This window comes from Streptomyces sp. NPDC056061 (assembly GCF_042266885.1).
Taxonomy (GTDB): domain Bacteria; phylum Actinomycetota; class Actinomycetes; order Streptomycetales; family Streptomycetaceae; genus Streptomyces.
This window is the reverse complement of sequence record NZ_JBHJWQ010000048.1, coordinates 13,518-35,952: the sequence shown is the minus strand read 5'-3', so window position 1 is coordinate 35,952 and position 22,435 is coordinate 13,518. Positions and strand designations below refer to the sequence as shown.

General features: G+C 70.4%; 17 protein-coding genes and 5 pseudogenes. 7 read left to right on the top strand and 15 right to left on the bottom strand.

Annotated elements, in window-relative coordinates; translation table 11 throughout:
• Nucleotides 1-944 (bottom strand): annotated as a pseudogene (locus ACFC79_RS35930) (hypothetical protein); the annotation flags it as partial.
• Nucleotides 945-1,169: 225 nt separating this feature from the next.
• Nucleotides 1,170-2,582 (bottom strand): hypothetical protein, encoded by a 1,413-nt coding sequence (locus ACFC79_RS35925; protein ID WP_376249159.1) that lies wholly within the window; start codon nucleotides 2,580-2,582, stop codon nucleotides 1,170-1,172.
• A 488-nt stretch (nucleotides 2,583-3,070) separates the two neighbouring features.
• Here ACFC79_RS35925 and ACFC79_RS35920 point away from each other — a divergent pair.
• Nucleotides 3,071-3,889, top strand: a pseudogene (locus ACFC79_RS35920) (IS5 family transposase).
• Nucleotides 3,890-4,278: 389 nt separating this feature from the next.
• Here the strand turns inward: ACFC79_RS35920 and ACFC79_RS35915 are convergent.
• Nucleotides 4,279-4,905 (bottom strand): annotated as a pseudogene (locus ACFC79_RS35915) (response regulator transcription factor); the annotation flags it as partial.
• A 102-nt stretch (nucleotides 4,906-5,007) separates the two neighbouring features.
• Here ACFC79_RS35915 and ACFC79_RS35910 point away from each other — a divergent pair.
• Nucleotides 5,008-5,370, top strand: coding sequence for a M15 family metallopeptidase (locus ACFC79_RS35910; RefSeq protein WP_376249158.1), 363 nt, complete (start codon nucleotides 5,008-5,010; stop codon nucleotides 5,368-5,370).
• Between the two features lie 231 nt (nucleotides 5,371-5,601).
• Here ACFC79_RS35910 and ACFC79_RS35905 read toward each other — a convergent pair whose 3' ends face one another.
• From ACFC79_RS35905 to ACFC79_RS35870, 8 genes and pseudogenes are all read right to left on the bottom strand, one after another.
• The gene (locus tag ACFC79_RS35905) at nucleotides 5,602-6,633 is read right to left on the bottom strand and encodes a GNAT family N-acetyltransferase (RefSeq protein ID WP_376249156.1); all 1,032 of its coding nucleotides are present in this window, start codon (nucleotides 6,631-6,633) and stop codon (nucleotides 5,602-5,604) included.
• Complete coding sequence (tdh, locus tag ACFC79_RS35900; RefSeq protein ID WP_376249154.1) at nucleotides 6,630-7,676, bottom strand: L-threonine 3-dehydrogenase; 1,047 nt, start codon at nucleotides 7,674-7,676, stop codon at nucleotides 6,630-6,632. The genes ACFC79_RS35905 and tdh overlap by 4 nt, the downstream gene beginning before the upstream one ends.
• Entirely contained in the window at nucleotides 7,673-8,242 is a 570-nt protein-coding gene (locus ACFC79_RS35895) for a pyridoxamine 5'-phosphate oxidase family protein (protein WP_376249153.1), read from the bottom strand. The genes tdh and ACFC79_RS35895 overlap by 4 nt, the downstream gene beginning before the upstream one ends.
• Nucleotides 8,242-8,973, bottom strand: a complete 732-nt coding sequence (locus ACFC79_RS35890; protein ID WP_376249151.1) for a class I SAM-dependent methyltransferase — start codon at nucleotides 8,971-8,973, stop codon at nucleotides 8,242-8,244. The genes ACFC79_RS35895 and ACFC79_RS35890 overlap by 1 nt, the downstream gene beginning before the upstream one ends.
• A gap of 261 nt (nucleotides 8,974-9,234) precedes the next feature.
• Nucleotides 9,235-10,197 (bottom strand): acyltransferase domain-containing protein, encoded by a 963-nt coding sequence (locus tag ACFC79_RS35885; RefSeq protein ID WP_376249149.1) that lies wholly within the window; start codon nucleotides 10,195-10,197, stop codon nucleotides 9,235-9,237.
• Nucleotides 10,197-10,574 (bottom strand): lipocalin-like domain-containing protein, encoded by a 378-nt coding sequence (locus ACFC79_RS35880; RefSeq protein WP_376249147.1) that lies wholly within the window; start codon nucleotides 10,572-10,574, stop codon nucleotides 10,197-10,199. Before ACFC79_RS35880 ends, ACFC79_RS35885 begins: the two co-directional genes overlap by 1 nt.
• Before the next feature lie 51 nt (nucleotides 10,575-10,625).
• Nucleotides 10,626-11,681, bottom strand: coding sequence for a 3-oxoacyl-ACP synthase III family protein (locus ACFC79_RS35875; RefSeq protein WP_376249146.1), 1,056 nt, complete (start codon nucleotides 11,679-11,681; stop codon nucleotides 10,626-10,628).
• Nucleotides 11,678-12,315, bottom strand: a pseudogene (locus tag ACFC79_RS35870) (zinc-binding dehydrogenase); the annotation flags it as partial. The pseudogene ACFC79_RS35870 and the gene ACFC79_RS35875, both read right to left, overlap by 4 nt.
• Before the next feature lie 63 nt (nucleotides 12,316-12,378).
• Here ACFC79_RS35870 and ACFC79_RS35865 point away from each other — a divergent pair.
• From ACFC79_RS35865 to ACFC79_RS35855, 3 genes are all read left to right on the top strand, one after another.
• The gene (locus ACFC79_RS35865) at nucleotides 12,379-12,774 is read left to right on the top strand and encodes a hypothetical protein (RefSeq protein ID WP_376249167.1); all 396 of its coding nucleotides are present in this window, start codon (nucleotides 12,379-12,381) and stop codon (nucleotides 12,772-12,774) included.
• 370 nt (nucleotides 12,775-13,144) lie between these two features.
• On the top strand, nucleotides 13,145-14,488 hold the full coding sequence (locus ACFC79_RS35860) for a hypothetical protein (protein ID WP_376249144.1): 1,344 nt from the start codon (nucleotides 13,145-13,147) through the stop codon (nucleotides 14,486-14,488).
• A 1,023-nt stretch (nucleotides 14,489-15,511) separates the two neighbouring features.
• Entirely contained in the window at nucleotides 15,512-16,888 is a 1,377-nt protein-coding gene (locus ACFC79_RS35855) for an IS1380 family transposase (RefSeq protein WP_376249143.1), read from the top strand.
• 100 nt (nucleotides 16,889-16,988) lie between these two features.
• On the opposite strand, the gene ACFC79_RS35850 is transcribed toward ACFC79_RS35855, so the two are convergent.
• Nucleotides 16,989-17,408, bottom strand: a complete 420-nt coding sequence (locus ACFC79_RS35850; RefSeq protein ID WP_376249141.1) for a hypothetical protein — start codon at nucleotides 17,406-17,408, stop codon at nucleotides 16,989-16,991.
• An 80-nt stretch (nucleotides 17,409-17,488) separates the two neighbouring features.
• Nucleotides 17,489-17,596 (bottom strand): annotated as a pseudogene (locus tag ACFC79_RS35845) (peptidylprolyl isomerase); the annotation flags it as partial.
• A gap of 387 nt (nucleotides 17,597-17,983) precedes the next feature.
• Here ACFC79_RS35845 and ACFC79_RS35840 point away from each other — a divergent pair.
• The gene (locus ACFC79_RS35840) at nucleotides 17,984-19,345 is read left to right on the top strand and encodes a bifunctional o-acetylhomoserine/o-acetylserine sulfhydrylase (protein ID WP_376249139.1); all 1,362 of its coding nucleotides are present in this window, start codon (nucleotides 17,984-17,986) and stop codon (nucleotides 19,343-19,345) included.
• Nucleotides 19,346-19,359: 14 nt separating this feature from the next.
• On the top strand, nucleotides 19,360-20,541 hold the full coding sequence (locus tag ACFC79_RS35835; RefSeq protein WP_376249165.1) for a homoserine O-acetyltransferase: 1,182 nt from the start codon (nucleotides 19,360-19,362) through the stop codon (nucleotides 20,539-20,541).
• A gap of 361 nt (nucleotides 20,542-20,902) precedes the next feature.
• On the opposite strand, the gene ACFC79_RS35830 is transcribed toward ACFC79_RS35835, so the two are convergent.
• Both ACFC79_RS35830 and ACFC79_RS35825 read right to left on the bottom strand, forming a co-directional pair.
• Nucleotides 20,903-21,352 (bottom strand): ester cyclase, encoded by a 450-nt coding sequence (locus ACFC79_RS35830; protein WP_376249137.1) that lies wholly within the window; start codon nucleotides 21,350-21,352, stop codon nucleotides 20,903-20,905.
• A gap of 480 nt (nucleotides 21,353-21,832) precedes the next feature.
• Nucleotides 21,833-22,306, bottom strand: coding sequence for a hypothetical protein (locus tag ACFC79_RS35825; RefSeq protein ID WP_376249135.1), 474 nt, complete (start codon nucleotides 22,304-22,306; stop codon nucleotides 21,833-21,835).
• Between the last annotated feature and the right edge of the window lie 129 nt (nucleotides 22,307-22,435).

The following is a 22,435-nucleotide window of genomic DNA, read 5'->3' as shown; positions in this document are numbered from 1 at the left end:
CGACCGTCGACCACCACCGCGACGGCCTGCGGGTCGTACGCCTGCTCGTCCGCGTCCACCGGCGCCGAGTCGAGCTCGTTCCCGGCAAGGTCCCAGGTCCGCACCGCGCCGCTGAGTTCGACGCGCACCGCGGCCGGGTAGCCGTGCGAACCGGCCAGCAGCTGCGCCGGCACGGACGAGCCCAGCTCCTCGCCGGTGGCGACGTTCCACAGCCGCAGGGTCCGGTTGTTCTCCAGCGTCAGCACCACGCTCCGGCCGGCCAACTCCGCCACGGCCACGACGCGGACGCACTCACCAGTCAGGGACCCGGTCGCAAGGTCGAGAAGGAGGAGCCGCTGCTCGCCGGCGAGATCCGAGAGCAGCAGCGCGACCTCGCGACCGTCCAAGGTGGCCGTGGCGATCCGGTCGACGTCGACGGTCAGCGCCGACCGGGCGTCCGTGCGACAGTACAGGGGTGGGAAGGCCTCCTGGCCAGCGGCGAGATCCCAGATCCGAACGGTGCCGTCCCGGCTGCCAGTCACGGCCACGGCGCGACCGGCGACCACGGCAGTGGCGACAGCGGTCACCTGACCCTGGTGACCGATCAGCGTCCACACCAGGCGGGAATCCGCCTGCGAACCCCTGACCCAGACCGGCTCCCAACCGAGCGGCTCCGCACCGGGAACCGCCACCGCCGCAAACTGCGCCGCGAGATCCACCTCGTCCAGCCTGGCCGCGTCCAGCGCGAGGACGAAGCGACGTTCGGCGGCAGTCAGATGCCGGTGCACGTCGAGCGAGGCCCGGTACACCGTCGCCCCCCGCTGCTCCTCCGGCTCCGACGCACTTCCCAGCAGCGCGAGCACCGAGTCCGGGTCCGCGCAGACGAGCCAGCCCGGGTCGGTCAAGCCGCCGGGCACCGCGTCGGGGCCAGCCGATGGAGCTTCATCCCACAGAGCGTCAGTCATGGCCGACACGCTAACCGCCCCCACTGACACGGTCTTACGACTCGGTCCGCTGATCACCCACCAGCCGACCCGCCAGGCCAGCACGGCCTGACCTCAATCGCGGACCGAGTCGTAAGAGTGGGCTCCGGTGCCGGGTTCGCATCCGATGCCACTGATCGGCAGCGCGTGCCAACGGCGGGGCACGTCCTCATGGACGGGCCCCGCCGTTGGCACGGGTCGGTTGGGTTACCAGTGGTCGTGATGCTCGCAGCGCTCGTCGTGCTCGTGGTTCTTGATCTTGGTGGGGTCGGTGGCGGTGTGGGTGGTGGTGTCGCCTCCCCCGGTGGCGGTGGCGGTGTTGGTGACCCGGCGGGGGGCGTGGCAGGAAACGTCGACCTTCAGGGTGATGGGGGGGTAGCTGCTTCCGGCAGGGAGGACGTCGCTACGGGTGCAGGTGAGGGTGTTCAGGGTGCAGTTCCATCCCGTGCCGCGGATGCTGTCGGCGCTGAGCCCGGCGGGGAGGGTGTCGTGCACGGTGACCGGGGCGCCGTTGGTCGGTGCGGCCCCGGCGGCGTTGCCGACGGTGATGGTGTAGGTGCCGTCCCGTCCCTGGGTGAAGTGCCTGGTGTGGGTCTTGTTGATGGTCAATGACGGGACCGTGTAGGAGATGGTCACCTGGCCGTTGTGGTTCGCCGTCCCGATCGTCGACAGCGCATAGCTCGTGCCGGTACCCGTGGGGGTGGCGAAGCTGCTGCCGCCCCCACCGCCGCCCCCGCCCGCTGAGGTGCCGCGGTTGTTGACGGCGGCGCTGCCGCCGCCTCCGCCGGCGAAGTACCCGCCCCCACCGCCCCCACCGCCAGCGATGGCAGTGGCGGCGCAGCCGCCGTCGAAGCTGCCTCCGGTGCCGCCGGTACCGACCGTGGCACCGGAGAACCCGGTCCCCGGCCCGCCGTTCGTGGTCACACAGAGAGGAACGGTGCCGGCGGCCCCGCCGGCACCCCCGGTACTGGTGCTGGTGCTGCCACCGCCCCCACCCTGCCCCGGCGAAGCCCCAGGCCCGGTGGCACTTCCCGCGGTACCGGCGGTGGCATCCGGCGTTGTCCCGCCGTTGCCTCCGTTGCCCCCCGTGGAGCCTGCTCCGGTGCCGCCGGCGGCACCGCCGCCCCCGGCGACCAGCAGCAAGGAGCCGCCCGTGCTGATGCTGGAGGCCCCGCCCCCACCCGGACCTTCGAAATGAAAACCACTGAGCGGAAAACTCCCGCCCGGGGCGCCGCCGTTGAACCCGCCGGCACCCGGCGTCCCGGTGCCGTTGCAGCCTTTGCCGCCGGTGCCGCCGACGTTGATGGTGAAGGTCGTCGGAGCGGTGGTTTGCGGGAGGGTGGTGACGACCTGCGCCCCCGTCCCACCGGTCCCCGTGACGTTACAGAGGGCGCCGGTGTTGTCGGCGCCGCCGGCGCCGTCCGCGGTGATCGTGACCACCGCCCCCGCCGGAACCGTCAAGGTCTGCGGAGCGCCGGTGAAGGTGAAGATCTGCGATGGATCAGCCTTCTGCGCCCGCACCGGCACGGCCCCGACCGGCGCGGCGGCTACGGGTGGAGCCGTGGCCGCCAGCAGCGCCATTCCGGACAGCAGCGCGCTCCCCACCGATACCACCCCCACACCGCGCTCCCCACGCCGTCCGCCCGAGCCGACCGGACCGGACGCACCGACGGCACGAACCGGGACCGTCCCAGCGCCCAGGGCCCGAAACACGGTCACGGGCCACTGAGGGCTGACCCGATACCACGACAGATCGCCCCGTCTACGCGCACGAGCGCTCATCCGCGAGTTCACCTCTCCTCACAGCAAAGCGTCCCGCCCCCGCCACACGACAAGACAAAAGCGCCACAGGACACCTGACGAAAAATCATGACAAACCGCATTAGATAGCCTGAGCTGATCACTTCTAGGTAGCGAGGCAATGAGAAACCCCGTGTTTCGCGCCTCTGCCGCAGTAAACTCCGAATTTACTGCGGCAGACGCGATACCCTCCGATCACGCCATCGGCGATGGCCTCGCGTGTTCGATCACGGCCCGAGATCACGTCCGGTGGCGAGGTGTACGCATTGAGACCGTGTCCTATGTGGTGATCGCTGGTTGGGCTGTTCATGGGGCGGGGTACGTGGAGTTGGATTGTTCCGGACGGGCTGTGGGAGATCGCGAAGCCGCTGATCCCGCCGTCGAGGGTGCGTCCGCAGGGCGGAGGGACGCAGGGCACGCCTGACGGGACCCTGTTCGCGGCGATCGTCTACGTGCTGGTGAGCGAGTGCGCCGGGCGGGCGCTGCCGCCGTGTTTCGGGGTCTCGAAGTCGACTGCCCACCGGCGCTTCGTCATCTGGTCCAGGGCGGGTGTCCGGGGCCGGCTGCACGAGGCGGTGCTCGACCGCATCGACGAGTGCGGCCTGCTCGACGTGACCCGCGTGGTCCTCGACTCCGCCCACGTACGGGCCAAAAAGGGGGCGAACTCACAGGCCCGGGCCCCGTGGACCGGGGTAAACCGGGTTCCAGGATGCACGTCCTGTCGGACGCGAACGGGCTGCCCCTGGTCGTCGGCATCTCCGCCGCCAACACCCACGACAGCCGGGGCCTGAAGCCCATCGTGGCCGGTCTCCAATCGAGACACGACCCCCACCGCGGCTGGAACCTCAAACCCCGCAGGCTCCACGCCGAAAAGGCTTACGACATCCCTGACCTGCGTAGATGGCTCCACGGGAAACGTATCGGCGTCCGTATCGCCCGCAAGGGAATCGAATCCGGCGAACGGCTCGGACGCCGAAGGTGGGTCATCGAACGCACATTGTCGTGGCTGACCGGCTACCGCCGACTCAACCACCGCTACGAACGCCACCCCCCGCACCTACCTGGCCTTCCTCGGACTCGCCGCCACCCTCTGCTGCTACAAACGTCTCCTCCGCCTCACCACATAGGACACGGTCCAAGGCGCGGCGGACCGCGTGCTTCCTGGCCAGCGGTCGATCGTGCGCTCGGCGCGTTCGAGGACGCGGGCGCTGCCCGCCCAGTAGCCGGCGACGAGCGCGGCGGAGACTGCGGCGGACAGCGCATCGGACAGCACGAGGCGACTGTCAGGGGGACGAACAGCTCGATGAGCTCGGCAAAGGTTCTCGGGGACCTGGCCCTCGAGAACAGCGGCCTCCGCACGCCACCACTGGTAGCGCTGCTCGGGGGTGACGAGGTCGCCCGGCCCATACCGGGGTGCCGGCGATGCCGGTGGTCTGGGCGCTTGCCGGGCCGTCGGCACTTCGTGGGCCGGTGGCAGCTCCGGTGCCGTCGACGTGGCGGGGTGCGGGGCCGTGACTCACCGCTCACTGCCCGTCGGCCCGTACTGCCCCGTCGTGCCTTGTCGCCCGGCCCGAACGTGGTGTCCGGGCTGCCCCTGTTGTCCGGTCCTGCGGTGGTGTCCGGCCGGCTCTCGCTCACCGTCCGGCTGGTCGAGCCAGTATCCGACGCCGGGCACGGTGTGGATGGCCCATGGTTCGCCGAGCCGTTTGCGGAGGGTGGACATGGTGATGCGGACCGCGTTGGTGAACGGGTCGGCGTTCTCGTCCCAGGCCCGCTCCAGCAAGGTCTCCGCGCTGATGACACCGCCGCGCGCTGTCATCAGGACCTCCAGCACTGCGAACTGCTTCCTGGTGAGCGCCACGTATCGCCCGTCGCGGAAGACCTCGCGCCGGAAGGCGTCCAGCCGGATCCCGGCGTAGTCCAGGACGGGGGGGGCGCACCATCCTTGGGACGGCGCGCCAGCGAGCGCAGGCGTACGACTAGCTCCTTCAGGTCGAAAGGCTTGGGTCAGACAGTCGGCGGCGCCGATCTCGAACCCGGTGACCTTTTCGTCGATCAGGCCCGCCGCAGTGAGCATGAGCACCCGGCAGCCGAGGCGCCGCTCGACGATGATCCGGCACACGTCGTCCCCGTGGGTGCCCGGCCGGGGCGGAGGGGCGGACGCCCCGGCCCCGCAGGGCGCTGCCGACCTCCCCGAAGGCCGCGAACTCACCCCTTCGACCCCCAGTACCCGGCAGTCGGCCATTTGGACAAGGTCCTGCTCAAGGCCGTACAGAAGGCGGCCCAGGACGCTCGCGAGGCCGGCATCGAGTTCCGGGTCACCTCGGGGTGGCGCAGCAGAGATCACCAGCAGCGGCTCCTGGACGAGGCGGTCCAGAGGCACGGAAGCGCGGAGAAGGCGCGGCGGTTCGTGAGCACCCCGGACAAGTCGGCCCACGTCTCCGGGAAGGCCGTCGACATCGGCCCCACCGACGCCGACGACTGGCTCATCCGCCACGGTGACGACTACGGACTGTGCCAGGTCTACAACAACGGGATGTGGCACTTCGAGCTGTTCACCACACCCGGCGGCGCCTGTCCGACCCCTCTGACGGACGCGGCGGGCTGACCGGCGATGACTTCAGCCCACGGATCGACGCGCATCCCCTTACGAGGGACCCGATGATGGCACCGGTCCCACCGCCCGGCCGGGCCTGGCCACCGCGCCGGGAGGCCCCGGGCCGGAGTGGCAGCCCGCCCGCCGGCACCGAGGGACTGCGCCGTCCCTCGGTGCCGGCAGGCGGCAGAACTACGCGCCTGGCTGGGCCGGAGCCGGGGTGCGGCCCGCCTTCTCCTGTCGTCAGGTCGGTGTGGTCCAGGCGGTGAGGGTACGGGGAGTCAGGCCGTAGCGGCGTTTGAAGACGGGATTGCGTCGGCCGGCTTCGAACCAGGGGCGGCGGTTGGCCATGGTTTCGCGCAGCAGTTCCGCGAAGGCGACGTAGAAGGGGCTGAATCCGGGGCATGCGTCGTAGTCGACGCCGCATGCCCAGAAGTGCAGCCGGGTGGGGTCGACGAGGGCGAGCGCGGAGCCCACGAGGCGGCCGTCGATGCGCAGTTCGAGGACGCGTACGTCGTTGCCGAGCGCACGGACGAAGTCCTGGAAGAGGCCGGGCCGGTAGTAGTCGGAGTTGTGGTATTTGGCGGCGGTGGCACGGGCGAGGCGGACGAAGCCGTCCAGGTCGGCTTCGTGGGGCGGGTGGAACGAGGTGGTCAGTCCTGCGTCCCGCGCGTTGCGCAGGTCGTGGCGCATGTTGCGGCGGGAGGTCTTGCCGAGGCCGTTGAGGTAGGCGTCGAAGTCGGGTATCGGTCGCAGGTCGAGGCCCCAGCCGGTGTCGATCTCGACGGGGTGCAGGCCCGCCTGGGCCAGGATCTCCGTGTGCGGGTGCGTGGCGTCGATGTTGGCCAGGCCGGTCAGGGCCGCGTCCCAGGTGGCGGCTTGCAGGCGCAGGGCGATCAGGAGGGTGTGGGCGGCGGTGTCGTCGGCCTGGGGGTGGAGGGGCAGGACGGTGTCGAAGCAGTGCCAGACGTGGCTGAAGACGACTGGCATGTCGACGGTCTGCGGCAGGTGGTCGGCGAGGACGCTCATGGGGTCGACACGTTGTTGCAGATAGGCGGGGAGTCCTGCGACCGCCAGTCCGGTGTGGTCCCGCACCATCAGGTAGGCGGTCTGCTGCACCGGGTGCAGGGGGTGCTGTTCGAATGCGCGCAGGAAGGGCCGCCGGTAGAAGACGGGGGCGTCCGCGGCGTTCATGAGGGTGTCCCATTCCGTGCCGCAGTCGTCGATCGAGGTGTGCGCGGTGACGGTGAGGCTGACGGTCGGGGTGCGGGTCATGCCGTGGCTCCTGTCGGCTCGGACCAGGTGAGTACGACCTTGCCGGCGCTGCCCTCGGCGGCCGCGGCGAATGCCTCGTCGTGCTCGTCGGCCGGGAAGTGGTGTGTGATCAAGGGCTGGGGGTCGAGCCCGTCCCGCAGGAGGTCGCGCATGCTGTGCCAGGTGTCGAAGACCCGCCGTCCGCTGATGCCGTGGACGGTGATCATGCGCAGGGAGAGATCGGCCCAGTCGGCCGGCACCGGTTCCGGCGGCAGGCCCAGCAGTCCGACATGGCCGCCCCGGTCCACGCAGGAGAGTGTTTCGTGCAGGGCTTGGGGGTTTCCGGACATCTCGAAGGCGACATCGAAGCCGGTGTCCATGCCGAGGTCGGCGAGCAGGCGGGAGACAGCTCCGGGGGCGGCCTCGACGGCGTGATGGGCGCCGAGCGTCTGGGCCAGCTTCAGCCGGAAAGGGTTGACGTCGGTGACCGCCACCAGCCGGGCACCGCGGTGGACGGCCACCGCGGCGGTCAGCACGCCGATCGGCCCGGCGCCGGTGATCAGAACGGCGCGCCCGTCCAGGTCGAAGGTGTCCGCGGCGTGCACCGCGTTGCCGAACGGATCGAAGATCGCGGCCACGTCCAGGGAGATGCCGGGGCCGTGGACCCAGATGCTCCGGGCCGGCAGCGTGATGAACTCGGCGAACACACCGTCGCGTTGGACACCGAGCCCCTGCGTCGCAGTGCACAGATGCCTCGCCCCGGCCCGGCAATGGGCGCAGCGTTCACAGGTCAGGTGGGCCTCGGCCCCGACGAGCTGCCCCGGCCGCAGCGCGCCGACGCCCGCCCCCACCTCCACGATCTCCCCGACGAACTCGTGCCCGACCACGCGCGGCAGGGTCAGGGTGCGCTGCGCCCACCCGTCCCAGCGGTGAATGTGCACATCGGTGCCGCAGATACCCGTGCGCAGGACCCGGATGCGGACGTCCTCACGGCCCATCGCCGGCTCCGGCACATCCACATAGCTCAGGCCGGCGGCCGCCGTGGTTTTGACCAGCGCCTTCACAGCCGATTCACATCCTCGGCGGCCTCGCCGGGGAGCGGGGCGTGGAGGCGGTCCAGGGGCACGGCGATCCGCCGGTCGTTCTTGTCCTCCAGCCAGCCTTCGAGGTCGAACAGCCACCATGCGTCGACATCGACGACGTAGAACCGTCGAGGTCCACGGCCCTCGAACTCCGCCCTGCCCAGACGCCATTGCTCGCGCACCTGCGGGTCGGCGAAGTTCCGCTCGTAGTACCACTGGCTCAAGGCGGCGAGTTCACCGGCGTCGACCGCCCGCGCCGTCCCGGTGAACTGGGCTCCGTCCAAGCCCAGTTCATTGTCGAGGCCAGTCATGAACAATGACGCGGACAGTCGCCCGTCGGCCTCGATGTCGACCGAGTGCCGCGCGGCCCGCAGGGAGTACCACAACAGGCGCAGCGGACCGCGCAGTGGCACGAAATTCACTGTCGACGCCCACGCGCCGTCCGGGCCCACCGTGGCCAAGGTCATGAAACGGGCCTGCTCGATCAGGAGGTTGCTGCGCGTGACCAGCCGCTGTGTCGGGTCGGCCGCGGACCGCGACGGGGCCATCACAGTTCCCCTTCCTTGACCGCGTCGAGGATCAGCGCGTGCGGCACCCGCAGATAGTCCGCGCCGAAGCCCGCCGGTGCGTCATCGGTCACCAGGTGGGAGGGCTGGCCGGGGGCGCCGAACCCGCACTCGGCCAGCGCCCGGCGCAGCGCGGCCGTGCTCCACAGCCGCGCCACGACATGCGCGTCGTGGTGGCCGAAACGCAGATCGAGTCCCAGCGGCGCGCCATCGCCCCTGGAGCCCTGGTCGTACACGCGGAAACCGTAGGAGGCGTAGTACTCCGGGTCCGGGTGAAAAGCAGGGTTCACCGGCAGCGTCACGAACCTCCCCCCGGGCCGCAGTGCCCGCGCCGCGGTACGGCACATCGCTGTCAATTCCCCGTACGTGGTGGCGTAGGGCAGCACATACACGCCGAGGACGATGTCGAACGAGCCGACCATGGCCTCCGGCAGGGCACCGGTCACGTAGGTGATTCCCTGGGGCTCCCGCTCCTCGGCCCGCCGGGCGTGGGCGACCATGCCATCCGCCTCGTCCATCCCGACCACCGCGTCGGCTCCCTGCTCCGCGAGCAGCCGGCTGTAGATCCCGCTGCCGCACCCGAAGTCCAGGACGCGCAGGCCCTCAAGTGCACCGACCGCTTGCAGCACGGAAGGGATCTCCAGATGCCGGCGAAAGGGCGTCCGGGAGAACTCCTCGTACAGCAGGGCAAGTTGATCGAACTGGCTGATCACTTTCACTCTCCTCCGGTTGAGGGTTGGTTCCGAGGAACTTGCGATATCTCAGGACTCTCCGAGCCCGCGCTCCCGCTCTGTCGCGCCGCACGGCCTCTGTCGCGCCGCGGCATGCGGAATGCGCGGACCCGGAGGCACAGGGGGCATATGCGATATCGGTCGCGTATCGGTCCAGGCCCTGTTTCATGGGTGATCGCCCATGAAACAGGGCAGCGACCGTTGATGACGGCGTCGGCCGTGACGCCGAGTGACGTTGTCGGCCTATCGGCTTGCACCTGGTGGGACGAGAGGGGTCAAGGTGTGGGCCCCGGGGAGTACTTCCCCCACCGCGTGGGCAAGAGCGCGGCCGATGCCCAGTTCGATGAACAGGCGGCCCCTGGGCGGCGCGAGCCGGATGAACGCATCGACGGAATAGGCGGGCATCACCCAGTTGTCGGCCAGAGCCTCGCCGAGTTTGTCGCCCGCGGTGTAACACCGGCGCCGGGTCGACGAGTAGACGGGCACGCGCAGCGGCCGTTGGTCCACGTCCCCGATCAGGTCGAGGAAGCGGTCCCGGCATTCCCACAGTGCGGGTTCATGCGCACGCAGGGGCACGGGCAGCACCTTGCGGCGGGGGCCGGCGAGCCCCATCAGAGCTGCCACGGCATCGGTGGATCCACTGACGACGGTCTGGCGAGGGGTGTTCACGCAGGCGAGGGCGAGATCATCGCGTGCTGTGCGAGCCAGGAGTGCCTGTGTCTCCGCCTCCCCGGCCTGGACGAGCACGAGGGCCCCCCGGGCGCAGGGGTTGCGATAGACATCGCTCAGTGCGCACACCAGACGGGTACCCTCCGCGACGGTGAGCGCCCCGGCTGCGACCAGGGCGGCACACTCGCCGAGGCTCTGCGACACGATCAGTGACGGCACGGTGCCCGCCCGGGCGAGGATCCGGGAGAGAGCCACTGACGCGGCGAACTGCGCCAGCATGCTCGTCCCGTGCGGTGCCGTGTCGGCCGGCCTGCGGCCCAGGAGAACGTCATGCAGCGCACCGTGTGCCCGGTAGCCGTAGCAGGCCATCGTCTGCGTGACCTCTGCGAGGACCTCGCCCGCCACGCCCCATGATCCGGCCGGAAGGGCGGTGTTCGTGCCTGCGCGGAGGCCGGCCAGGGCCCCGGTGGGGTCGGTTCCCTGCCCTGCGGCAAGGTAGACCGTCGCGTCGTCGCGTATGTGCGGGAAGCAGTCCATCAGCGGCCCACCCGCTTCCATACGACCGTCACGGCGGGGAGGCCGTTCGCCGGGTCGGCGCGCAGGATCAGCAGGCCGTCCCGAAACTCCACCGTGCGGGAGAACGCGGCGTTCTCCCACTGCGGGGTGCTGCCGACGATCGTGCGGTGGACGACCACGTCGTTGTGGAACTCGTACCGTCCGGCGTAGCCGATGTATCCGCCCGAGCCGCCGATCTGGGCGGACAGGCAGCCGTCCATGGTGTACATGATCTGGCCGCGGGCGTCCTCACCGAGCGGATGGGTGGTCTCGCCCTTCTCCGTGCTGGTCAGAGACAGCAGTTTCCAGGTACCGGCGAGCAGAAGCGGGTCGGCGTGCGGCTTTGATGTCTTGTCCATGTCGGTGTCCTTTGTTCCGTGGCGGAGGGTGACCGGGAGGGCATGGGCCGGTCACCACCAGGTGAGTGCGACCGCCCCGACCGTCATGCCGCCGCCTGCTCCGGCGAAAAGGATCTTCTCGCCGCGGCGCAGCGGCGCGACACGATTCATGTGGTGCAGTGTCAGGGGCATGGAGCCGCACCCGGTGTTGCCGTACAGGTCGCCGGTCACGCCGACCCGGTCGGCGTCGATGCCCAGGGCGTCGGCGATTTCCCGCAGCATCACCGGGTTGCCCTGGTGGAACACGAACCGGTCGATGTCCGCGAGCTTCCACCCGGCCTCGTCGGCTGCCTGGAGGGCGAGGGCGGGGACCTTCTCGACGAACACCCGGCGCACGACCTTGCCGTTCATGTGGAGCTTGTCGCGGCGCGCTTCCAGGACCTCGGGAGTGAGGGGCTCGCGGGTGCCCCCGGCCATGATGCCGACCTCGTCGTGGAACTCGCTGTAGGCGGCAAGCGCCACACCCTGGATGCCGTGGCCGTCGGGGACAGGGCCAATCGTCACGGCACCGGCACCGTCGCCGAACAGGGCCGAGGTGGCGCGGTGAGAGCGGTTGACGTATTTCGAGTACTGGTCGGCTCCGACGAGGAGGACGTTCCGCACGCTCGGCAGGGTGCTGATGAGGCCGCGCGCCACCGCGAGGCCGTACACAAAGCCGCCGCAGGCGGCATTGAGATCGAAGGCCATGCCATCACCGTCGAGTCCGAGACGGCCCTGCAGGGCCGTCGCGGTGGCCGGGGTGACCTGGTCCGGAGTGGACGTGGCGAGGATCAGCGTGTCGATGGGCCCGGCTGCGCCTTCCACTGCCTCGCGGGCCGCCGGCTCGCACATGGCGGAGGTGGACTCACCGACCGGGGCGACGCGGCGCTCCATGATGCCGGTCGCGGCGGCGACCCACTCGGGATCCGTCGACGCCCAGTCGGCGACCATCTGGTTCGTGACCACCACACCCGGTACATAGGCACCCACAGAGCGGATGCCGACCGATAACGGCCGCGGTTTCCCGTTCTCCTCCGCGACAACGACGTCGGCGGGCCCTGTGCGCGGCCGATGGGAGGTGCTCGTCATGAGAGATCTCCATCCTGTTCCTGTAAGCGGTAGCGGTTGATGGCGTCGATGTGCCGGGCGCGCTTCTCGTGGTCGCGGACGCCCAGGCCCTCGTGCGGGGCGAGGGCGAGGACGCCGACCTCGCCCCGGTGGAGGTTGCGGTGGACGTCGTACGCGGCCCGGCCGGTCTGCTCCAGCGGGTAGACCTTCGACAGCGTGGGGTGGATCTTCCCCATGGCGACCAGGCGGTTGGCCTCCCATGCCTCGCGGTAGTTGGCGAAGTGCGAGCCGACGATCCGCTTCAGCGACATCCACAGGCAGCGGTTGTCGTACTCGTGGGTGTAGCCGGAGGTCGAGGCGCAGGTCACGATCGTGCCGCCCTTGCGGGTCACGTACACGCTCGCGCCGAAGGTCTCGCGGCCCGGGTGCTCGAAGACGATGTCCACGTCCTCGCCGCCGGTGAGTTCGCGGATGCGCTTGCCGAACCGCTTCCACTCGCGCGGGTCCTGCTCGTGCTCGTCCTTCCAGAACCGGTAGCCCTCGGCGTTGCGGTCGATGATCGCGGGCGCACCCATTCACGGCAGATGTCCGCCTTCTGGTCGCTGGAGACGACGCAGATCGGGTTGGCCCCGCCCGCCAGGGCGAACTGCGTGGCGGGATTGCGGACAGCCCTCAGGTGGGGATGGGCAGGGCGGCACAGGCCGGCCGTGGCGTCGCGTTGACGCTCATCACGTGGTCCCGTTCGGCCCGGCTGCACCGGTACGGGTGTGTCGTCGTCGTGCAGGGGCAGCAGCCCCGCCTCATGCACGGCATCGTCCGGACCGCCCGGAACGGCAGACGCCCGTTCCACGACGTCGTCCGCGGCCCCGGGGCCCGCAAGATCGCCGCCCCTGCGGCCGAACACCTCGCCATCGTGGGCGGTGTCTTCGAGATTCTCGGCGGTGCGTGCCGACAGAGCCGGATCGGCTCCGGCCTCGGCCGGGACGAGCTCGACTGCACGGCCGGTGCCCCGGGATGCGCCAGTCACCAGTGCCCGGGCTCTGTCGATCCGGAAGACGTCAAGAACGCTCATCACAGCTCCAGTGGTGTTGCGGTGCAGTACCTGCTCACGTGATCCCGGGCGGCGCCTACGGCGGTCGCTCGGGTCAGCCGGGATGGGTGCGACAGTGGCCGCGGCCACCAGCCCGTCCCACATCCGGGTCCTGGGCAGGCAATGGCCAAGACGAACACAGCGGGCTTCGCCTGTCGTTGAAGACAACAACTAGTACACCGCGCGGATCTTCCGGCGGACAGACGGTCGAGGCGGTGAATGCGCTGCAACCGCTGCACCATTGCGTGCTTGTGAATTCCGGGCGAGGGTGTCCTGGTGCCGCGGCAGGCAGCGGTCGCCCCGTCGCGACGTCCGGCACGTACCCCACGCCGCTCATTGACGGGCGAACATTGCCTGCCGTGGCGCCAGTTGACCGGAGCCAGGGAGGGAAGACGTGCCGAAGACACCCAATACCCGCCTGCGGACACTGCTTGCGGAGACCGGCTGGAGCGGCGCGCAGCTCGCCGCGGCCCTGCGGCAGGTGGCTGCCGAGCACGGACGCCAACTTGCCTGCGACCGCTCCATGGTCTCGCGATGGCTGTCCGGCACCACGCCCCGGCCACCCATTCCGCAGCTGCTGCTGGAGGTGCTCTCCCGGCGGCTCGGGCGGCCCGTGGGGGCCGCGGAGGCGGGCCTTAGCCGCCCCCCGTGCACAGTGCTCGATCTATCCTGGGAGGCTGACCCCTTGCGTCGCTTGACCGCACTCACCCGCGCTGACCTCGACCCTGAACGGCGCCGCCTGCTGCACGCCGGGGTGTACAGCCTGGCCATGCTGGCCGTTCCCGTCGTGCGGCCGCCCGACGCCAAGCCGCCGGCCGGGTCGCCGCCGGGTCCAGATGGCGCGAGAGGCCGGGCGGGGCGGGGGGAGGTCGAGCAGATGCAGACCATGACGCGCGTCTTCGCCGAAGCCGCCCAGCTCCACGGCTCCGGTCATGTCCGCACCGCGCTGGCCGCCTATCTCGGCCATGACGTGGCCGGCTACTTACAGGCCCCGGCCACCGAGCACACACACCGGCAACTGCTCACAGGGGCCGCCCAGCTGGTCGTGCTGCTCGGGACCATGAGCGCCGACAGCGGGGCCGACGCCCTGGCCCAGCGCTACCACCACACCGCCGCGTCCATGGCCGCCGAGGCAGACGATCCATCCACCCTCGCCATCGTGCTGCGCACCATGTCCGCCCACGCCCATGACCTGGGCCACCATACGGCCGCCGTCCGTACCCTGGCGGAACGCGCCGCCGACGCCACGCTCACCGCCCCCTTGGTCATCCGTGCCTACGCGCAGGCCCACCTTGCCGTCATCCAGGCCCGCCACGACAAACACGCCGCCCTCACCGCCCTCACGACCTCGGAGCGGCTCTACGAACGGGCCTCCACCACCCCGGGCCCGTTCACCCACTACCCGGCCGGCGCCCTCCACTACCAGCGCGCCCAGACCCTGGCCGCCCTCGGTGACAGGACCGGTGCAGCCGAAGCGCTGACCGCCTCGCTGCGCCTGCGCGCCCCCGCCGAACGCCAGGCCAGCATCCTCACCCGGGCCCGCCTCGCCGAGACCCTCCTCGCCCAGGGGCACCTGGACGCGGCCCTCGTTCACTGGCACAAGTTCCTCGACGACTACCCCGCCCTGCACTCCCACCGCGTCACCCGACGCTTGTACACCATGCGCCACCTGCTCAACCCCCACCGCCGCCACGCCAGTACCGCCCGGCTCCTGGCCCGCGCCTCCCCCCTCCGCTGAGACACCCGCCGGCAGGACGACGCACTGATCCCGGGTGGCGACCGGCGGCCCGCCGTGGTCGCCCCTGCGGGCTGCGGCGTCCAGTCCTTCGAGGGGGAACTCGCGGATGTTCTCCGTCCCGGCCGTCGCCACGAAGGGCCCGAACAGCATGCGTCCCGGCCCCCTGGGGCCGTACCTCCCTGAAGGGGACCGGGACCGGGCAGCCGCCACCGCGGATCCACTGGTTCGGCGGGGCGCCGGACCGGGTGCCCCGGCCCGTGCCCGGGGCACCGCCGCCTGCGGGTGATGCCCCGGGGCACGGGAATGGCATACGGGTGAATATGTCCCTGGAATGGTCGAACCCGGTTGGGCCGCAGGCATGTATTTGATCATGCAAGATCCATTTGATGTCGCCGCCGTCATAGCCAATTCAACGCAGGGGTGCAGTGCGGTCCAGGAGGGCCGCTGCAAGCCGGTGACGGGGGCGGGGCACGAGATATCGGCACATCGCGTCCAGGCTGCGGGCGGCAGGGACGGAGGTGAGGCAGGGGCGGTTGTCTGAGGGCTGTCCCGAGGGCGAGGCCGAGGCCGCGGTATCCGCCGTCCATGAGCACTTCCGCGCCGGGGAGGTGCCTCACGAGGTACACGAAGGTGTCCGATCACGGTCTCCTGGGCTCCCGGGCCGGCACCCGATCCCGCCGCGCGTCGCCATCGTCGGCCACCGGGCGGATCGTCTGCGGCCGGAGAGGAACATGATGAGTACGGAGACATCCGTACCGTTGCGCGAAGCGGTATTTCGTGCCCCGCTCCAGAGGCCCAAACGGTCGGAAAAGAACAAGCTGAGCTCGTTCTTTAACCTTTCGACCTTTGTTGGGTGATCAGGGTCTTCTCTGGCTGCCAGTTTTGCCTGGTCTCCGTCTAGCCTCGCGCTTTCATGAGGCGGGCTGTCCGACGGGCGGTCAGGTAAGCGAAAAGTGCCTCTGACCAGCGAGAATGAGGATTGCTGAGATCCTTGTTCCCGCCCCTGTCGGAGGCACTTTCCAGGTGAAGCAGCCTACCGGGTCCTACCTCCATGTCCGTGTCCGGAACGACGGCCGAGCCGTGGTCTCGCAGGTCGGCTCGGTCCTGCTGGTTGAAACGGTCCGCAAGATCGGCCTTGACCGGGCCATCTCCGCAGCGCTCACCCCCTGGCGCAAACCGCGGGCCGTCCACGACCCGGGCAAGGTACTCCTGGGCCTCGCGCTGGCGGTCGCGCTCGGCGGAGACTGCCTCGCCGACGTCGTACTGCTGCGGTCCGAGCCGGCCGTGTTCGGACCGGTGGCCTCCGACCCGACGGTCTCCCGCATGATCGACACCCTCGCCACCGCCGGCGGGAAGGCACTGACCGCGATCCGCGCGGCCCGGGCCGAAGTCCGCAGCCGCGTCTGGAAGGTGGCTGCAGGTCAGGCTCCGGACGCCGACGGGCGGGTGACCGTGGACCAGGACGGAGTGCTGGTCGTCGCGCACTCGGACAAGCAGGACGCCGCCCCGACCTGGAAGAAGACCTACGGCCACCAACCGCTGATGGGGTTCGTCGACCACGGACCGGGCGGAACCGGCGAGGCCGTCGCGGCCCTGCTGAAGCCGGGCAACGCGGGCTCGAACACGGCCGCCGACCACATCAGTGCCGCCCGCCTCGCCCTGGATCAGCTGCCGAAGACGTACCGGCGCGGGCGGCAGACCCTCATCCGCTGCGATTCCGCAGGCGGCACTCACGAGTTCGTCGCCTGGCTCGCCCGGCGCGGGCGCCGGCTGTCCTACTCGGTCGGGATGTTGATCACCGAGGCCATCCACCAGCACGTCCTCAAGGTCCCGGCATCGGCCTGGAACCCGGCCGTCGAGACGGACGGCGAGGTCCGCGACGGCACCTGGGCCGCCGAACTCGCCGGCGACGTCCTGGACGGCCGGCCCAAGGGCATGCGGCTGATCGTCCGCAGGGAACGGCCCTACCCCGGTGCCCAGTTGAGATTCACGGATGCGGACGGCATGCGGATCACCTGCTTCGCCACGAACACCCCCGACCGGCCGATCGCCGAGCTCGAGCTCCGCCACCGGCTGCGGGCCCGCGCGGAGGACCGCATCCGGGCCGCGCGTTCGACCGGTCTGCGCAACCTTCCTCTGCACGACACCGCACAGAACGGCATCTGGCTGGAGATCGTCCAGATCGCTCTCGACCTGCTGGCCTGGATGCCCATGCTCGCCCTGACTGGCCAGGCAAGGCTCTGGGAACCGCGCCGCCTGCGGTTCCGCCTGTTCTCCGCGGCCGGCCAGTTCGTCACCACCGGCCGACGCCGCATCCTCCGCCTCGCCCGCCACTGGCCCTGGACCCACGAGATCACAGGCGCCCTCGAACGGCTCACCCTCCTGCCGAACCCCGGCTGACCAGCGAATCTTCCTGTCCCTACGAAAAGAGGGCCCAGCCCGGAGCAGTGGAACCCGGCGCCCGCCCGACGCGACACCCGGGTCGCCAGCATGCCCACCATCAACCACAGAAAGCGAAACGGTCCACCGATTCCGTCGGCGGACCGTCATACAAGATCGAGGCTGACCTCAGGTCAGGGGCGGAATTCGAACACGCTTGCTCGTACGCCCCCGCCGGGGCTGTGGTCGGCGATGTCCCACAGGGTGCGGATGCGACGGACGGTTGCGTCGAGGTCATCCTGCGACTCCCCGGGGGAACGAGGATGAAGTACGCCTTGATGCCGATGCCGTGCGCGACCAGGCGGCGGGCGACGCGTTCGGTCATCGCCGCGGTGATCCGCTTGTCCATCGCCGTCAGGACCCGGTCGGAGCCTGACTCGATCCCGAGCGCGACCTCCCGCAGCCCGTTGGCCACGAGCCGGTCCAGCTCCGTGTCGCCGAGCCTGTCCAGCACGTTGATGCGCCCGGTGGCGTTCCACACGCCCGTCGGTCGACCCAAAACCGGCTCAGAAGCCCGTCAGAAGATCACCTCCAGACCACGTCGGCGGATCGAGGGCAAGGGCGGAAGTTCTCCGCGGTCTTGGGGACGATGTCGTCGAACAGCTCAAAGGTGATCCGCCCGGCGGGCTCGTCATCGATGGTGATGCCGAAGTGGACCTCGCTCGTCATGGAACCATCCCGACATCGGCCCGTCCGGGGCTTCCGGGCGGGAGCGGTTGTGCGCCACCAAAGCGCCCCCGTCATCCGCACGCAGAAGAGGGCGGCCCCGGTTGTCCGCAATGCGGAAGGCTGTGGTGCGCGCTGTCCGACTGTGGTTACCTGGGCACATGATCGTGCTCGTGACCCGCCGCCACGTGGACTACGCGCGTGTCACGACCATGAGTTGTCCCACCGCCCGCTGACGCGGCCCGTGGTGGCCCCTCCCGCGCCGTTGTCGCGCACACCCCCGCGTACACGCTCCGAGCGGAGCCCCGTACGCCTGCTTCCTGCACCCCGCCGCTCACACCGGCACCACCCTGCCCCTCGCCGGGCATCGCATGTGTACCGAGGAGAAGCATGAGCCAGCCGATCGACGCCGTCACCGCCGGCCACACCCCCGAGGACGAGCCGACCGGTTCCGCCACCCCCGCTTGGTCGTTCGAGACCAAGCAGCTGCACTCCGGTGCCGTCCCCGACCCGACCACCGGCGCCCGCGCGGTCCCGATCTACCAGACCAGCTCGTTCGTCTTCCGCGACACCCAGCACGCGGCCGACCTCTTCTCGCTCGCCGAGCCCGGGAACATCTACACCCGCATCCACAACCCCACCCAGGATGTCTTCGAGCAGCGGATCGCCGCCCTCGAAGGCGGCGTCGCCGCCGTCGCGCTCTCCTCCGGGCAGGCCGCGGAGACCCTCGCCATCCTCAACGTGGCGGGCGCCAACGACCACGTCGTCTCCAGTGCCGCCCTCTACGGCGGCACGTACAACCTCTTCCGGCACACGCTGCGGAAGTTCGGCATCGAGGTGTCCTTCGTCGAGGACCCCGACGACCTCGACGCCTGGCGGGCCGCCATCCGGCCCGGCACCAAGGCCCTGTTCGCCGAGAGCCTCGGCAACCCGCGCGGTAACGTCCTCGACATCCGCGCCCTCGCCGACGTCGCCCACGAGGCCGGGCTGCCGCTGATCGTGGACAACACCATCCCCACCCCCTACCTCCTGCGCCCCATCGAGCACGGCGCCGACGTCGTCGTCCACTCGGCGACCAAGTTCATCGGCGGCCACGGCACCACCATCGGCGGCGTCGTCGTGGACGCCGGGACCTTCGACTTCGGCGCGCACCCGGAGCGCTTCCCCGACTTCAGCGAGCCCGACCCCAGCTACAACGGCCTGCGCTACTGGCCCGCCCTCGGGCCCGGTGCATATGCCATCAAGCTGCGCGTCCAGCTGCTGCGCGACCTGGGACCGGCCATCGCGCCGCACTCCGCCTTCCTGCTCCTGCAGGGCGTGGAGACGCTGAGCCTGCGCATGGAGCGCCACTCGTCCAACGCCCAGGCGCTGGCGGAGTGGCTGGAGCAGCGCGACGAGGTCGCGGCCGTCCACTACGCCGGACTGCCGTCCAACCGCTGGTACGAGGCCGGGCGCCGCTACCTGCCGCGCGGCGCCGGGGCCGTGTTCTCCTTCGAACTGCGCGGGGGCGTCGAGGCCGGCAAGCGCTTCGTGGACGCCGTCGAACTCTTCAGCCACCTCGCCAACATCGGTGACGTGCGCAGCCTCATCATCCACCCCGCGTCCACCACCCACAGCCAGCTCGACGACGCGCAGCTCGCCGCCACCGGCACCTCCCCGGGCCTGGTACGTCTGTCGGTCGGCATCGAGAACCTGGAGGACCTCAAGGCGGACCTGGAGGCGGGCTTCCGCGCTGCGAAGGAGGCGTCCTGAACACCGCGGACCACATCACCGGCGGGACCGGCCCGAGGGCGATCCCCCTTCCTGCCACCGGCGCGTGGCAGGAGGGGGACCCACCGGGGCGCCGGCAGTGGTACCACCGTCCGGAGCCTCTGCCGCTGGAGGCGGGCGACCGGCTTCCCGGTGTGCGGCTGGCGTACGAGACCTGGGGGCGGCTCGCGCCCGACCGTTCCAACGCGGTCCTCGTCCTGCACGCGCTCACCGGCGACAGCCATGTCGCCGGACCTGCCGGGCCCGGACACCCCGCCCCCGGTTGGTGGGACGCGCTGATCGGACCGGGCCGGGCGCTCGACACGGACCACTGGTTCGTGGTGGCACCGAACGTCCTGGGCGGCTGTCAGGGAAGTACGGGCCCGGCCTCGCACCGCCCCGGCGGCCGCCGCTGGGGCGGGGCGTTCCCCCGGCTCACCCAGCGCGACCAGGTGCTGGCCGAGGCCGGGCTCGCCGACGCGCTGGGCATCGAGCGCTGGGCCCTCGTGGTCGGCGGCTCCATGGGCGGGATGCGGGCGGTGGAGTGGGCGGTGTCCCACCCGGAACGCGTCGCGTCGCTGCTGCTGCTGGCCACGACGGGGGTGGCGAGCGCGGACCAGATCGCCTGGGCCAGCGCCCAGCTCCACGCGATCCGCACCGACCCCCATTGGCGGGACGGCGACTACCACGACGCCGAACCGGGGCAGGGGCCGCACGCGGGCCTCGGCGTCGCCCGCCGCATCGCCCACATCACCTACCGCGGGGCCGAGGAACTCGACGCCCGCTTCGGCAACCACGCCCAGGACGGGGAGGACCCCGGGAGCGGCGGCCGCTACCAGGTCGAGTCCTATCTCGACCACCACGCCGCCAAACTCGTCCGGCGCTTCGACGCGGCCAGTTACGCCGTGCTGGCCGAGGCGATGAACGCCCACGACATCGGCAGGGGGCGCGGCGGCACGCGCGCCGCCCTGGCCCGGGTGACGGCGCGGACTCTGGTGGCGGGGGTCGACTCCGACCGCCTGTACCCGTTGTCGCAGCAGGAGGAGCTGGCCGCGGGCATCCCCTCGGCCGACCGGGCCCGGGTGATCGCCTCGCCGTACGGCCACGACGGATTCCTCATCGAGGCGCCGCAGATCGCTGTGCTGGTACGGGAACTCCTGGACGACGTACGGGACACGGCCGCCGTTCGGGCCGGGTGAGCGCCGTCGGGGCCGCCCCCGGCCGAGCGGACCCGGCCGGGGGCCACCACCGGCCGGGCGGACGGCGGTGATGACGACCGGAGGGGCGGCTCATCCGCATCGGCTCCCTGTACCTGCGGTACCTGCGCGACAGCCACCAGGCCGAGGACGCACGGGAGATGGCCCTGACTCTCGCCCTGTGGGCGGGCTCGCAACTGGCCGGCCTCATGCTCGACGCCCCCGAGCAGATCAGCTCATATCCAGGTGGACGCCGAGGGCGTGCTGCATCACGTACTTCACGCCCCCGGCTGGCATCTTGGAACTGCCGGAGGGGTCTGCCGTGCGGGGCAGGCCCCCTCCGGCTCACTGCCGGCACTCAGCTTCAGGCGGTCGGGATGATGCCGAGCTGCTGGAGGACCTTCACGCCGTCGTCGAGTCCGAGCTCCTCGGCGATGAGGCCGTCCTGGACCTTGAGCACCGTCTTGCCGGTGAAGCGGAGCGTCTTGCCGGACGCGGCCGGCACGGAGCCGATGGGAAGGTCGTCGAAGACGATCGGCCCGGTGTGCGTGCCGCCGCCCTCCCACTGCCCGACGACGTAGTCGCCCTCGGCGATGAGGTCTGCGGTGCCCCAGAAGTTGAGGTCCGGGAACGCGGTGCGGAAGTTGGTCGCGAAGGCGCGCACCTCGTCCCGGCCGCGCATGGGCTTGTGCAGCGAGTACTCGAACCGGATGTCCGGAGCAGCGAGCTCGTCGATGATGCCGGGGTTGAAGGGGTTGCCCCAGAACTCGGTGAACCACCGGCCGACGATGGCCTTGTTCTCTTCGAGTGACATGGGTTTGTCCTTTCTGTTGTTGTCACCGATTCGACAGCGGCGTAGTGACATTCCGAAGACGTTCGCCGAATCCGGAATGTGAGATCGGCGGTGAAGTTTTATGGGATCGAACCGAAGAGCTAAGGGCTGTCCCGTAATCCGTGGTGGACCGGTGCGCGGCGTCAGATGCGGTGCATCGCAAGGCGGAGGGACATTTGCATACCAGATGTATGTGGACGTTCCGACAACGCGGCGAGGTGCCGTAGCTGTCGTCGCGCGCCCGCCAGGGATTACGGGACACCGCTCAGCGGTCGGGCGTGTGAATCTTTTCGGGGGTTCAGGGCGCACTGCTGCCGGCTCTGCGGGGTGATGCCGGGATGGGTCCTCATGGCGGTCGCGAGACGCCTGTGGTGCCCTCGCGGGCCGTCCGCGGCAGGGAGCCGGCCGGCGGGGAGAGGGATGTGGGCGGCGCGTGCACAGCGGGGTCCGTGGTGCCTCCGGTCAGGCGGCTGCCTCGATGGGGTGCAGGCCAAGGGCCTCGTAGATGGCCTTTGTCGCTGTGCCGTCTTGGACGATCACGTGGTCAATGCCTGCCGCGCGGGCGTTGCGCAGAAGCTCGATCTTGAGCACGTGCGCCACCCATGTCTCCTGGGTGGGCTCCATCCATGTCACGACATCGCGGGCGGTGTCGCCGGTCGGGTCGATGACCGAGATGCCGACCATTTCGTTGCCCTGGCACGCTACGACGACGAGGCTTTCGTTGCAGATCGTGAAGGGCAGCACGTCGATTCCACCGAAGAACATGGCGGACTGGAGCAGATCTCCGACCGCCCTGCCGAGCTGGGCCGACCGGGCTCTTTCCTCCGAGAGATTCGGGAAGGAGTACGTGGCGGCGGTCGCGCGCTGCGTCTTTGTCCCGTAGTTGTCGGCTTCGAAAGCGGTCAGGTCGTATTTCTTGCCCTGCCGGTCGGCCATTTGCTTTCCTCCTGCATGCCTCTTGTGGCAGCGGTGCCCGTGGCCGTCGGGCGCGTGACGGCCACGGGCGCGCTGAGCTGACTCGGGTCAGCGGCGTCGGGCGGTTGCTTCCCGGCACGAGGGAGACGT

Bases quoted from the DNA above. Each gene is read 5' to 3' on its own strand.
- ACFC79_RS35830 (WP_376249137.1), bottom strand. From the start codon at position 21,352: ATGTCACTCGAAGAGAACAAGGCCATCGTCGGCCGGTGGTTCACCGAG.
- ACFC79_RS35825 (WP_376249135.1), bottom strand. From the start codon at position 22,306: ATGGCCGACCGGCAGGGCAAGAAATACGACCTGACCGCTTTCGAAGCC.
- ACFC79_RS35840 (WP_376249139.1), top strand. From the start codon at position 17,984: ATGAGCCAGCCGATCGACGCCGTCACCGCCGGCCACACCCCCGAGGAC.
- ACFC79_RS35880 (WP_376249147.1), bottom strand. From the start codon at position 10,574: ATGGACAAGACATCAAAGCCGCACGCCGACCCGCTTCTGCTCGCCGGT.
- ACFC79_RS35905 (WP_376249156.1), bottom strand. From the start codon at position 6,633: ATGACCCGCACCCCGACCGTCAGCCTCACCGTCACCGCGCACACCTCG.
- ACFC79_RS35895 (WP_376249153.1), bottom strand. From the start codon at position 8,242: ATGGCCCCGTCGCGGTCCGCGGCCGACCCGACACAGCGGCTGGTCACG.
- ACFC79_RS35875 (WP_376249146.1), bottom strand. From the start codon at position 11,681: ATGACGAGCACCTCCCATCGGCCGCGCACAGGGCCCGCCGACGTCGTT.
- ACFC79_RS35885 (WP_376249149.1), bottom strand. From the start codon at position 10,197: ATGGACTGCTTCCCGCACATACGCGACGACGCGACGGTCTACCTTGCC.